This is a genomic window from Streptomyces sp. NPDC093600, from assembly GCF_044764755.1.
Taxonomy (GTDB): Bacteria; Actinomycetota; Actinomycetes; order Streptomycetales; family Streptomycetaceae; genus Streptomyces.
This window is the reverse complement of the sequence record NZ_JBIWIU010000002.1, coordinates 817,948-831,374: the sequence shown is the minus strand read 5'-3', so window position 1 is coordinate 831,374 and position 13,427 is coordinate 817,948. Positions and strand designations below refer to the sequence as shown.

Below are 13,427 nucleotides of genomic sequence, written 5' to 3'. Positions count from 1 at the left end.
CACCCTCAGTCACCGGCTTATGCAGACATGTGGAGAGGAGCCCTGACTCAGGGTGAGCACTAAGCCGACCACCACAGACCTCGAGTGGACCGAGTTGGACCAGCGGGCCGTGGACACCGCCCGCATCCTGGCCGCGGACGCCGTACAGAAGGTCGGCAACGGCCATCCTGGTACGGCCATGAGCCTGGCCCCCGCCGCGTACACCCTCTTCCAGAAGGTGATGCGCCACGATCCGGCCGACCCGGAGTGGGTGGGGCGCGACCGGTTCGTGCTCTCCGCCGGGCACTCGTCCCTGACCCTGTACACCCAGCTGTACCTGGGCGGCTTCGGTCTTGAGCTGGACGACCTGAAGGCGTTCCGCACCTGGGGCTCGAAGACGCCGGGCCACCCGGAGTACGGGCACACCGCGGGCGTGGAGACGACGACCGGCCCGCTCGGCCAGGGTGTCGCCAACGCCGTGGGCATGGCGATGGCCGCCCGCTACGAGCGCGGTCTGTTCGACCCGGAGGCGGCCCCCGGCACCTCCCCCTTCGACCACCACGTCTATGTGATCGCCGGTGACGGCTGCCTCCAGGAGGGCATCTCCGCGGAGGCGTCCTCGCTGGCCGGCCACCAGAAGCTGGGCAACCTGATCCTGCTGTGGGACGACAACCACATCTCGATCGAGGGCGACACCGAGACGGCCGTGTCCGAGGACACGATGAAGCGGTACGAGGCCTACGGCTGGCACGTCCAGCGCGTCGAGCCGAAGGCCGACGGCGACCTGGACCCGGCCGCCCTGTACGCGGCGATCAAGGCCGCCGAGGCCGAGACCGAGCGTCCGTCGTTCATCGCGATGCGTTCGATCATCGCCTGGCCGGCCCCGAACGCGCAGAACACCGAGGCCGCGCACGGCTCGGCGCTGGGCGACGAGGAGGTCGCGGCCACCAAGCGCGTCCTCGGCTTCGACCCGGAGCGCACCTTCGAGGTCTCAGACGAGGTCATCGGCCACACGCGGGCGCTCGGCGACCGCGGCCGCGAGGCGAAGGCCGCCTGGGAGAAGTCGCTCGCCGAGTGGCGTACGGCCAACCCGGAGCGGGCCGCCGACTTCGACCGGATCCAGGCCAACGAGCTGCCCGAGGGCTGGGAGTCGAAGCTCCCGGTGTTCGAGGCGGGCAAGGGCGTGGCCACCCGTGCCGCGTCCGGCAAGGTCCTGCAGGCGCTCGGCGCGGTGATCCCGGAGCTGTGGGGCGGCTCGGCCGACCTCGCGGGCTCGAACAACACCACGATCGACAAGACGTCCTCGTTCCTCCCCGAGGGCAACCCGCTGCCGGAGGCCGACCCGTACGGCCGCACGATCCACTTCGGCATCCGCGAGCACTCCATGGCCGCGGAGATGAACGGCATCGCGCTGCACGGCAACACCCGTATCTACGGCGGCACCTTCCTGGTGTTCTCCGACTACATGCGCAACGCCGTGCGTCTGTCCGCGCTGATGCACCTGCCGGTGACGTACGTGTGGACGCACGACTCCATCGGTCTGGGCGAGGACGGTCCGACGCACCAGCCGGTCGAGCACCTGGCCTCGCTGCGCGCCATCCCCGGGCTGAACATCGTGCGCCCTGCGGACGCCAACGAGACCGCCATCGCCTGGCGCGAGATCATGAAGCGCCACACGCGGGAGTTCGGCAAGGGCGCCCCGCACGGTCTGGCGCTGACCCGCCAGGGTGTGCCGACGTACGCGCCGAACGAGGGCACCGCCAAGGGCGGTTACGTCCTCCTCGACGCGGAAGGGCCCTCCGGGCAGAGCACAGACGCGCAGGTCGTGCTGATCGCCACCGGCTCCGAGGTGCACCTGGCCGTCGAGGCCCGCGAGCAGCTCCAGGCGGAGGGCGTCCCGACCCGGGTCGTCTCGATGCCGTCGGTGGAGTGGTTCGAGGAGCAGGACCAGGGGTACAAGGACGCCGTCCTGCCGCCGTCGGTCAAGGCGCGGGTGGCCGTCGAGGCCGGTATCGGTCTCACCTGGCACAAGTACGTCGGTGACGCCGGCCGGATCGTCTCGCTGGAGCACTTCGGCGCTTCGGCGGACGCCAAGGTCCTCTTCCGCGAGTTCGGGTTCACCCCCGAGGCCGTCGCCGCCGCCGCGCGGGAATCCCTCGCCGCCGCCGCGCGCTGACGCCCATACGTACGACTTAATGGAGATGCAACTCTCATGACAGACGCTCTCAAGCGCCTCTCCGACGAAGGCGTCGCGATCTGGCTGGACGACCTCTCGCGTCAGCGGATCACCTCCGGCAACCTGGCCGAGCTGATCGACCAGCAGCACGTGGTGGGTGTCACCACCAATCCGTCGATCTTCCAGAAGGCCATCTCGGAGGGGCACGGTTACGACCAGCAGCTGGCCGACCTCGCCGCCCGCAGGGTGACCGTCGAAGAGGCCATCCGCATGATCACGACGGCGGACGTCCGTGACGCCGCCGACATCCTGCGTCCGGTCTTCGACGCGACCGACGGCCAGGACGGCAGGGTGTCCATCGAGGTCGACCCGCGCCTGGCCCACAACACGGCGGCCACCGTCGCCGAGGCCAAGCAGCTGGCGTGGCTGGTCGACCGGCCCAACACGCTCATCAAGATCCCGGCCACCGAGGCGGGTCTGCCGGCGATCACCGAGGTCATCGGCCTCGGCATCAGCGTGAACGTGACGCTGATCTTCTCGCTGGAGCGTTACCGCAAGGTCATGGACGCCTACCTGGCGGGCCTGGAGAAGGCGAAGGAGCGCGGCCTGGACCTCTCCAAGATCCACTCCGTGGCGTCCTTCTTCGTCTCCCGCGTGGACACGGAGATCGACAAGCGTCTGGAGTCGATCGGTACGGACGAGGCCAAGGCCCTCAAGGGCAAGGCCGCGCTCGCCAACGCGCGTCTGGCGTACCAGGCGTTCGAGGAGGTCTTCGCCTCGGACCGCTGGGCCGCGCTCGACAAGGCGCAGGCCAACAAGCAGCGTCCGCTGTGGGCGTCGACCGGTGTGAAGGACCCGGCGTACAAGGACACGCTGTACGTCGTGGACCTGGTCGCGCCCGGCACGGTCAACACCATGCCGGAGGCGACGCTGGAGGCCACCGCCGACCACGGCGAGGTCACCGGCGACACCGTGCGCGGCACCTACGAGCAGTCGCGCGCCGAGCTGGACGCCGTGGAGAAGCTCGGTATCTCCTACGACGACGTGGTGCGGCTGCTCGAAAAGGAGGGCGTCGAGAAGTTCGAGGCGTCCTGGAACGACCTGCTCAAGTCGACCGAGGCGGAGCTTGAGCGCCTCGCACCTTCGGAGGCGTAAGCACCTTGAGCGCAGTCCACGGAGCCAACCCGCTCCGTGACGCCGCAGACCGACGGCTCCCGCGCATCGCGGGGCCGTCGGGTCTGGTGATCTTCGGCGTCACGGGCGATTTGTCCCGTAAGAAGCTGATGCCTGCCGTCTACGACCTGGCCAACCGCGGTCTGCTGCCGCCGGGCTTCTCGCTCATCGGCTTCGCCCGGCGCGAGTGGCAGAACGAGGACTTCGCGCAGGAGGTCCACGACGCCGTCGAGCAGCACGCCCGCACGCCGTTCCGCGAGGAGGTGTGGCAGCAGCTGATCCAGGGGATGCGCTTCGTCCAGGGCGACTTCGACGACGACGACGCCTTCGAGCAGCTGAAGTCCACCATCGAGGAGCTGGACAAGGCGCAGGGCACCGGAGGCAACTTCGCCTTCTACCTGTCCGTGCCGCCGAAGTTCTTCCCGCTCGTCGTCCGGCAGCTGAAGAAGCACGGTCTCGCCGACCAGAAGGACGGCTCCTGGCGCCGCGCGGTCATCGAGAAGCCCTTCGGTCACGACCTCGTCTCCGCCAAGGAGCTCAACGAGGTCGTCCACGAGGTCTTCCCGCCCGAGGCGGTCTTCCGGATCGACCACTACCTCGGCAAGGAGACCGTCCAGAACATCCTGGCGCTCCGCTTCGCCAACACCCTCTTCGAGCCGATCTGGAACCGGTCCTACGTCGACCACGTGCAGATCACCATGGCCGAGGACATCGGCATCGGCGGCCGCGCCGGCTACTACGACGGCATCGGGGCCGCCCGTGACGTCATCCAGAACCACCTCCTCCAGCTGCTCGCGCTGACCGCGATGGAGGAGCCCGCCTCCTTCGAGGCGGACGCGCTCGCGGCCGAGAAGACCAAGGTCCTCGGCGCGGTGAAGCTGCCGAAGGACCTGGGCGCCTCGACCGTGCGGGCCCAGTACGCCGCCGGATGGCAGGGCGGCGCGAAGGCCGTCGGCTATCTCCAGGAGGACGGCATCGACCCCAAGTCGAAGACCGACACCTACGCGGCCATCAAGCTGGAGATCGACAACCGCCGCTGGGCGGGCGTCCCCTTCTATCTCCGTACCGGCAAGCGGCTCGGCCGCCGTGTCACCGAGATCGCGGTCGTCTTCCAGCGCGCCCCGCACTCCCCCTTCGACTCCACGGCGACGGAGGAGCTGGGCCAGAACGCCCTGGTCATCCGGGTGCAGCCGGACGAGGGCGTGACCATGCGGTTCGGCTCCAAGGTGCCGGGCACGTCGATGGAGGTCCGGGACGTGTCGATGGACTTCGCCTACGGCGAGTCCTTCACGGAGTCCAGCCCCGAGGCGTACGAGCGGCTCATCCTCGATGTGCTGCTCGGTGACTCCAACCTCTTCCCGCGGGTCGAGGAGGTCGAGCTGTCCTGGAAGATCCTCGACCCGATCGAGCAGTACTGGGACAAGCACGGCAAGCCCGCGCAGTACCAGGCGGGCACGTGGGGGCCGGTCGAGGCGGACGAAATGCTCGCACGAGACGGACGGAGCTGGCGCCGGCCATGAAGACCGACCTGACGGACACCACGTCCAGCAAGATCAACAAGGCGCTGGTGCTGGGACGACGGGCCATCGGCACGCCGGCCGTCGGCATGGTGCTCACCCTCGTCATCGTCACCGACGAGGAGAACGCCTACGACGCCCTGAAGGCCGCCAACGACGCGTCCCGCGAGCACCCCTCCCGGACGCTGGTGGTCATCAAGCGGGCCGCGCGCTCGCCGCGCGACCGCGCGAAGGCGCGGCTCGACGCCGAGGTCCGCCTCGGCGCCGACGCCAGCACCGGAGAGACGGTCGTCCTGCGGCTGTACGGCGAGGTCGCCGACCATGCCCAGTCGGTGGTGCTTCCGCTGCTCCTTCCAGACGCGCCCGTCGTCGTCTGGTGGCCGGTCAACTCCCCGGCGGACCCGGCGAACGACCCGCTGGGCGCGCTCGCCCAGCGCCGGGTCACCGACACCTACGCCGCCGAGCAGCCGATCCACGAGCTGATGGGCCGCGCGGAGACCTACACGCCGGGCGACACGGACCTGGCGTGGAGCCGGATCACCCCGTGGCGTTCGATGCTGGCCGCCGCGCTCGACCAGGTCGTGTGCGAGGTCACCTCGGCCGAGGTGGAGGGCGAGGAGTTCAACCCGAGCGTCGAACTGCTCGCCATGTGGCTGGCGGACCGGCTGAAGGTGCCGGTGCGGCGGTGCACGTCGGCGGGGCCCGGGCTCACGTCCGTACGGATGGAGTCCACCTGCGGGCCGATCGTGCTCGACCGGCCGGACGGCTCGCTGGCGACGCTCTCCATCGAGGGGCAGCCCGACCGTGCCGTGGCGCTCAAGCGCCGCGAGACGGCGGACCTGATCGCCGAGGAGCTGCGGCGGCTCGACCCGGACGACACCTACGCGTCCGCGCTGCGGTACGGCGTGGACCGGCTCGACGAGGCGGCCGCCGTGACGGCTCCCGAGCCGGACGAGCAGACTCCGGTCGCGGCGGCCGGCCCCGCTCCTTCGCCCTCGAACGCGTCGTCGAATACGTCCGCGAAGAAGCCCGCGGCCAAGAAGGCGGCGGCCAAGTGAGCGCTCCGCAGCTGGTGGTGCACCGGGACAAGGAGCTGATGGCGCAGGCCGCGGCGGCCCGGCTGATCACCCGGATCGTGGACGCGCAGACCGCTCGCGGCTCGGCGTCCGTGGTGCTCACGGGCGGTCGGAACGGCAACGGGTTGCTCGCGGCGCTGCGTTCGGCCCCGGCCCGGGACGCGATCGACTGGTCGCGGCTGGATCTGTGGTGGGGCGACGAGCGGTTCCTGCCCGACGGCGATCCCGAGCGCAATGTCACGCAGGCCCGCGAGGCGCTGCTCGACACCGTCCGGCTGGACCCGGCGCGGGTGCACGCGATGCCCGCCTCGGACGGCCCGTACGGCGACGACGTCGACGCCGCGGCCGCCGCGTATGCGGCCGAACTCGCCGCCGCGGCCGGTCCGGAGGACCACGGCGCGGTGCCGTCCTTCGACGTGCTGATGCTGGGTGTGGGGCCCGACACCCATGTGGCGTCGCTGTTCCCGGAGCTTCCGGCGGTCCGCGAGACCGAGCGGACGGTGGTCGGCGTGCACGGCGCGCCCAAGCCGCCGCCGACGCGGATCACGCTCACGCTGCCGGCGATCCGGGCCGCCCGGGAGGTCTGGCTGCTCGCGGCGGGAGAGGACAAGGCGAAAGCCGCGGCGATCGGGCTGTCGGGCGCGGGCGAGATCCAGGCCCCGGTGGCCGGTGCCCGCGGCCGTGCCCGGACGCTCTGGCTGCTGGACGCGGCGGCGGCCTCGGAGCTGCCGCGCGATCTGTATCCGGCGGCTTCGGCCTGACGTCCCGTCGCCGGCACAGCGAAAGGCGGCACCACCGGTTCGGACCGGTGGTGCCGCCTTCTGTTCGCCTGGTATCTACTGCTCGGGGCCGCACGACAGTTGACGATCGATGGCCTCAGCCGTCATCGGACCGTCCGCGGTCCAGTACTGCCCCGCGGGCAGCTGCGCGGCCTTGATCACGGACGTGTCGAAGAGGCCACCCGATCCGTCTTCGGTGCCGGCGTCGGTGATGAGGACGTCCAGGTCCTTCGGCAACGTCGCCGGTTGCCGCCCCGGTGTGGAGTGCGCGAACTCCTCCCCCGCCCAGAGCGTCAGCGCACCGCGCTTTCCTTCGGCGCTCTTCGGGTCACGGGCCTCCCAGAGTGGCTTCTCCGACGTCCCGTCGAACACCTCGACCTTGCCCACCGCCTCCGTCGGACAGGTCGGGGCCTTGATCGAGACCCGGGATCCGTCGATGCGCATCCCCACCAGGAGAGGCCGCGGATCGGACATGCTGTACACGCCGTACACCCACAGCCCCGCGGCGGCGATGAGCGCCACCGCGACCGCGGATCCCAGCAGCACGAACGGCCACACGGGCAGTGCCCTCCGAGAGGGGCTCAGCATCGGTATCCGCCGTCCTTCCATCCCGCGCGACGCTCCCAACGGTTGCGGCACGGGTTGGACCCGCCCCTGAGATACATGTAACCGAAGCGGAGTCCGTAGCGCATCCACTGCCGCTTGTGCCGACGCTCATGACGCATGAGGCTCGCCGAGACCCTCCCGTTCGACGTGAAGAACGTCGTGCCGAGCGTCGTGCCACCTCGCGCGTGGAATCCGACGCCGCCCGAGCAGACGCGCATACCGTAACGGTAGCGGCACTTGTAGCCCATCCAGCGGCTGGCCCCGGCGGTGAACACGCCCACGGCGCGGGCCTCCTGACGGCGCTGCCAGCGGAGGTAGCGGCCGCCCCAGTTGACGGCCTTCCTCTTCACGTGCTTCCACCACCATGCCCGGCCGTCGAGGTCGTACTGGTTGACGGGGTCACCGGGGTAGCCGTACGCGTTGGCGCCACCACCGTGGACGGGGTCGGCGGAGAGGAAGCGTCCGGTCTGCGGGTTGTAGAGGCGGACGCCCATCAGGACGAGGCCGGTGAGGGTCTCGCTGGAGCGCTGCTTGCCACCGAGCCAGTTGTAGCGGACGGCGGGCTGGCCGGTGCGCGGGTTGCCGTACTCGTCACTGTCCAGGACCAGGGGGGCGTCGGCCACGTCCAGGGGGAGCTGGAGGGAGACGTCGCCGTGGATGTTGGTCAGCTGGAGCACGGTGCCGCCGCTCGCACCGGTGGTGGCGGCGAGGTCGCCGGACGCGGAGGAGACGTTGCGGCTGAGAGTGCCGTCGGCGGTGTCCTCGGTGATCCAGCGGGGGTTGTCGCCGTCACCGGCGAAGTGGTTGACCTTGGCCGACGTCTGGGCCCAGGTTCCGTCGGTGTTCTCCTCGACGGTCCAGGAGCGCAGGCGCCCGGTGGCATCGAGCTGCCAGGTCTGGCGCTGGCCGTTCGCGGTCTGCTGGTGAACCAGGTCGTTGGCGTAGTAGCCGATCTGGCTGCCGGGCAGCGCGGTCGTACGGCCGAAGGCGTCGTAGACGTGGCCGGTCGCGACGAGCCGGTCGCCGCTGTCGTACGTCTGGGTGGTGGTGGTTCCTCCGGTGGTGGGGCAGGCGGCGCCGGCGGCGCCCGCCGCGGTGGTCAGGGAGGTGCGGTTGGTGCGCTTGTCGAACGCGTAGGCGCGCTTCGTGCACACGTCGCCGACGGTGTCGTCGACGCTGGTCAGGCGGCCGGTGGCGTCGTACGTGTAGTTCTGCGCGGACCAGCCGGCGTGTTCGGTGACCTGGCCGTGGATGGATTCCTCGGCGGTGTCGGAGACGACGACCTGGCCGTCGCTGTCGCGGCTGTAGACGCGGGAGCGAGTGGCTCCGGTGGAGTCTTCCTCGACCTTGAGGGTGTACCCGCCGGGGAGCCTCTCGGTGGCGACGGAGCCGTCGGCGTCGTAGGTGGCGGCGAACGTTCCGGCGACCGAGTCCGTGGTGGCGGTGGCCAGTCCACGGGGCTCGGCGGTGGTGTCGTAGGCGTATGTGACCGTGGACGGGGCCGAGTCGGTGGTCTTGACCGGACGGTTCAGCAGGTCGTACTCGGTCGTGGTCACTCCGCCGTCGGCGTCGGTGTACGAGACGAGCCGGCCGAGCTTGTCGTACGTCTTCGTGATCGTCCCGCCGGTCGGCGAGACGGTCTTGACGGCCTGGCCGGTGACCGGATCGTACTCGGTCGTGGACTCCGGAACCGCCTGGCCGAGCCCGCCCGTCATGACGCTCCTGGTCTGACGTCCGGCGTTGTCGTAGGTGTTGGTCGTGGTGCGGGTGACGCCGTTGGCGGTCTCGATGACCTTGGCCGGGTTGTTCCACCAGTCGTACTCGGTGGTGGTGGTCGGCGTCTGGGCCGGATGGCTGCCGCCGCCGGCGATGACGCCGGCCGGGCCGGTGGTGCACACCTGGTCGGCCCACTCCGGCCGTCCCTGGCAGGTGCCGGTGCCGGTCGCGGACCAGTAGGTGGTCACCCGGGTCGCGGCGTCGGTTCCGGTGGCGCCGGACGGCAGCTGCTTGGTGACGCGGCCCTGGTCGTCGTACTCGATGGTGTCGGTGATCGCGAGACCGGCCGGGTCCTTGATGGTCTTGACCGGAAGGCCCTTGCTCCAGTCGTACACCGTCTGAGTCACCCGCGCGTCGGCCATGGCCGTGGTGCCCAGGACCTGTGCGCCGGTGGTGACCTTGGTGACCTGGTGCTCCACCTTCGCCGTACCGTCGGTGGGACGACCGGCGTCGTACTCGTTGACCGTCCACGAACGGGCGGCGGCGGACGCGCCCGTGCCGGTCAGTGTGATACGGCGCAGCGGGCCGAACTCCTCCAGCTCACGGACACCGGTCCTGTCGTAGACGGAGCGGGTGGAGAGCAGGTCGGCACGGTCCTGAATGGACAGGCCCGCGATACCGAGTTGGGACAGGGTGGCCCGGTCGGCCGCCGTGGCACCCAGGGCGAGAGCCCGGTTGCCGGCGGTCAGCTCACGCACCGCGTTGCCGTGATGGTCGTATTCGGAGACCGAGATGTGCCCCCCGGGCGATGCCGAGTTCACCTGATGCCCGGAGGCGTCGGTGTAGGTGAGCGAGGCGCGGCGGTAGTCGCCCGCGCTCAGCTGGTCGCCCGAGTTCGCGGCGGGAACGGCGTCGGCCGGGAAGACAGCGGTCGCGTCCGCCGGGGCGTCGGTCTGACCCCACACGTTCACATCCGCGGCACCCATCTGGTACGGGGCCTTGTCGCCGGTCAGCGGCACGTCGTAGACGACGCTCGTGGACGCCGTACCCTCCGGAGTGCCGGTGGTGCCCTGCTTCAGACCGGAACGGTTGGCCTTCAGGAGCATGCCGTCACCGGCGGTGGCCGCGTTGCCCGCCTTGCCGTAGGTGAACGACCACGGCAGCTCGCCCGGCGGGGTCAGGCCGGTGACCCGGCCCGCCGCGTCATAGCCGTACGCGGTCCTCGCGCCGTGGCCGAGCTGCGGGTTCCAGGTCTCTCGCAGTCGGCCGGAGCCGTCGTACAGGTACTGCTGCACCGGCTTGGACGTCGCCGCGGCCGCGCCGGGCTCGGTGGACCAGGCCCGGATCTCCCTGACCTGACCGGCCACGTCACCGAGGGTCGCGTCGGACGCGGTGGTGGCGGTGGCGTAGACGAACTCCAGCGCGCGGCAGCCCTTCGTGGACGGCGTCGCCGTGCACGTGGTCGCGGAGGCGGCCGATGTCGGGGCGATGATCCGCTTGGGACGCGCCAGCTGCTTGCCGGCCACCGTCACGGTCTCGGAGATCACCGTGGTCGTCGACTGCGCCAGGCCGTCCATGCCGCTGGACGCGACCTGCCACGAGGTGGAGGCGGCGTCCGGCTTGGTGAAGACGGTGACCGTGCCCTCGGTGTCCTTCAGCGTGAGGGAACCGGTCAACGCGCCCGTGAGAGCCATGTCCTCGGCGCCGGGCTCCGGCTTCCAGCCGCCACCGACGGTGGCGGTGAAACCGAGCTCCTCGCCCTCGGAGTCGACCAGCGCGACCGAGGTGGCCGAGGTCTTCTTCAGATACGCCCAGTCCGACTCGGTGATCTCCGCGGTCGTGCCGGAGATCCACTGCGGGCCGAAGATGGGCGCCTGGCCGTCCTGCTTCGCGCCGCCGTCGGGGCGTCGCGACGACGCCGTGCGCGAGACGGAGAGCCCGAACGCGGAGGCGTCGGTGTCGGAGAGGGTGTAGTCACCGGTCAGCAGGTTCACCGAACCCGGACCGGCGTCCTCCGACGGGGCCGTGCCCGCGTTCCGGTCCACCGTGATCGTGTTCACCGGGGAGTACGCCGAGCCGGTGCCGTCCGTGAACGCCGCACGGACCTCGATCGGACCGTCCTCGGCCAGGGTGTCGGTGATGTTCCATGTCAGAGCGGCGGGCTTGCCGTTCACCGTCGCCACCGGCCAGCCGGAGACCGCCGCTCCGTTCGCGGCCTGCCGTACGTCGGCGACGGGCACGTCCTTCCACGTGTCCGTCTCACCCCGGCGGTACTGGTAGGTCACTCCGGTGTAGGAGGACTGGCCTTCCGCCGTCAGGCCCACCCGGCGTGCGGGGCGGTCGCCCTGGCCCGGCGTCAGGAGCGCCGCGCCCGAGCCGGCGTAGAAGACATGCGAGGTCTCGGCCGAGATGTTCCCGGCCGCGTCCTTGGTGCGGGCGGTCACGGTGTGCCTGCCCGCGGGGAACGACAGCGTCTGGGTGACGGCGGTCCCGGTGGTCGCGGCCGGCGTCCACGCGCCGGTGTCCAGCTTGTACTCCACGGTCTTCACGTCGCTGGTGGGCGGGGTGAAGGTGAAAGAGCCGGAGAAGGTGCCGTTCGCGTCCGGGGTGCCGGACCAGGTGTTCGCCGGGAAGTCGGTCGAGGAGACGGTGCTCGTCGCGGGGGCGGTGGTGTCGACGGTGAACGTCTGCCACGCGGACCAGGTGCCGTTCCATGTCGTACCGTCGTAGACCGCGGCCCGCCACTTGTACGAACCAGGGGCCAGCGCGGTCGTCGGCGTCCACGGCGCGTTCGTGCCCGAGGCGACGAGCGCCGACTTGCCGGTCTGGAGCGCCGCGGTGCCAGTCGGTGTCCAGATCTCGTACGTGAGCTGGACGGTGTTGCCGTCCGCGTCGCTGGCCTTGCCGGTGATCGTCGGCGTGGTGTCGTTGGACGCGTCGCCCGAGAGCGGGGAGACCGGCGTCGCCGCACCCGGCTTGGTGTTGTACGTGACCGACAGGTACGGGGTGTTCGAGGCCGCGTTGCCGGAGTTGAACCGCTTCCAGCCGTACGAGTCGGCCTCGTCGGTCGCCCGTATGCCCAGGGTGTTGGTGCCGTTGCCGTTGGCCGCCCAGGCGGCCGCCAGGCTGGTGATGTCCTGGTTGACCCAGCCGTCCGCGCACGAGGAGGAGTGGCCCTTGGTGGCCGTCGACGTGGCCCACTTCTTGTTCCAGTTCGGCTGCGCGGTCCACCGTGTGGCGGTCGAGGCGGAGCTTGTGTCCCAGACCTCCCAGCTCCGGGCCGAGCAGGACCAGGAGTGGAAGTTCCACAGGTTCAGCTTGGCGCTCAGGATCTGCTTGCCCGTGATCTTCGACATCGGGAAGGCCAGGAAGGAACGCGCCACCTGGCCCGAGCCGTTGTTGCCCAGTTTCAGCTCGGTCTGCGCCGACACGTCGGTCGCGTAGCCCTGCTGGACAAAGGTGTCGAAGCTCGCCCCGATGTTGACCGCGGGGTCGACGGTGACGGGGTACGTGGTCGCCGGGTCGGCGAGGAACTTCGCGTCCGGCGTGAGCGTCAGGTCGACGGAGCTGCCGCGCTGCGTCACCTTGAGCCCGACGTCGGCCCGCCGGGTGTGCTCGCCGGACCGGGGATCCACGGTCGCGTCCCACATCACGGGCGCGGGCAGTACGCCGACCTGCTTACCCGACTTCGCGTCGAGGAAGGTCACCGAACGGTCCCCATTGGCCCGGGCCTTGACGCCCTTGGCGTCAAGCGTCAGCGTGACCGAACCGTTCGCATCGACAGCGGAACGGTTCTTCAGCTCCAGGAACTGCTCGAATCCGGTACGGGTCGACTCGATGATCAGGTCGGTCGCCGTCAGGGCGTCGGCGTAGCGTGCCGTGGTGCCCGACACCGTCGGCTCCGGCAGCGCGCCCCGCCACGACAGGGTCATCGCCCTGTCGTCACCGGCCTGTAGCGTCACCAGCGGCACCGCCGCGGTCTTCGCCTCGCCCGCCGCACCCGACGCCTTCACCTTCGCCGCCCGCGCCGTCGGGGTCTTCCCCGCCAGTCGCAGATCCAGCGGGTGGGCCTGAGCCGCCACCGCGCCCTGCGAGGTCTTCACCAGGGCGACGTCGATGGTCCGCCACTGTCCCGTCGCCCCGTCCCGGAAGCGGACCGGGCCCGAGGCCGCGTCGAGCGTCACGCTGCCGTCCGGGTTCACGAACGTCGTCGACGACTCCGTACGCTCCGAGAGCGCCTCGACCCGCTTCCCCGACAGACGGGCCGCGACCTGAGCGGATGGCAGGTCCGCGGCCTCGGTCGCGAACGTTCGCGCCGTCGGCTCGGCGGCGACCGCCGCCGCCCCCGCGTCCCCTGTCGAGATCGCCACGAAGGCCGTCTCGGCGATCATCAGCCCGGCGACCA

Annotated in this window: 7 protein-coding genes; 5 read left to right on the top strand and 2 right to left on the bottom strand. The window is 70.6% G+C overall.

Going from position 1 to position 13,427, the window contains the following annotated elements; translation table 11 throughout:
• Window positions 1-52 precede the first annotated feature (52 nt).
• The 5 genes from tkt to pgl are packed head-to-tail and all read left to right on the top strand — an operon-like array spanning window position 53 to window position 6,682.
• Window positions 53-2,155 (top strand): transketolase, encoded by a 2,103-nt coding sequence (gene tkt, locus ACIRB4_RS09390; RefSeq protein ID WP_403289475.1) that lies wholly within the window; start codon window positions 53-55, stop codon window positions 2,153-2,155.
• A gap of 36 nt (window positions 2,156-2,191) precedes the next feature.
• Window positions 2,192-3,310: a transaldolase gene (gene tal / locus ACIRB4_RS09385; RefSeq protein WP_403289474.1), complete on the top strand. Its 1,119-nt coding sequence runs from the start codon at window positions 2,192-2,194 to the stop codon at window positions 3,308-3,310.
• 5 nt (window positions 3,311-3,315) lie between these two features.
• The gene (gene zwf / locus ACIRB4_RS09380) at window positions 3,316-4,848 is read left to right on the top strand and encodes a glucose-6-phosphate dehydrogenase (RefSeq protein ID WP_403289473.1); all 1,533 of its coding nucleotides are present in this window, start codon (window positions 3,316-3,318) and stop codon (window positions 4,846-4,848) included.
• Window positions 4,845-5,903: a glucose-6-phosphate dehydrogenase assembly protein OpcA gene (gene opcA, locus ACIRB4_RS09375; protein WP_403289472.1), complete on the top strand. Its 1,059-nt coding sequence runs from the start codon at window positions 4,845-4,847 to the stop codon at window positions 5,901-5,903. Before zwf ends, opcA begins: the two co-directional genes overlap by 4 nt.
• Window positions 5,900-6,682, top strand: a complete 783-nt coding sequence (pgl, locus tag ACIRB4_RS09370) for a 6-phosphogluconolactonase (protein ID WP_403289471.1) — start codon at window positions 5,900-5,902, stop codon at window positions 6,680-6,682. The genes opcA and pgl overlap by 4 nt, the downstream gene beginning before the upstream one ends.
• Window positions 6,683-6,757: 75 nt before the next feature.
• Here the strand turns inward: pgl and ACIRB4_RS09365 are convergent, their stop codons facing one another.
• Window positions 6,758-7,222: a hypothetical protein gene (locus tag ACIRB4_RS09365; protein ID WP_403289470.1), complete on the bottom strand. Its 465-nt coding sequence runs from the start codon at window positions 7,220-7,222 to the stop codon at window positions 6,758-6,760.
• A gap of 59 nt (window positions 7,223-7,281) precedes the next feature.
• On the bottom strand, window positions 7,282-13,413 hold the full coding sequence (locus ACIRB4_RS09360) for a DNRLRE domain-containing protein (RefSeq protein ID WP_403289674.1): 6,132 nt from the start codon (window positions 13,411-13,413) through the stop codon (window positions 7,282-7,284).
• Window positions 13,414-13,427: the final 14 nt, after the last annotated feature.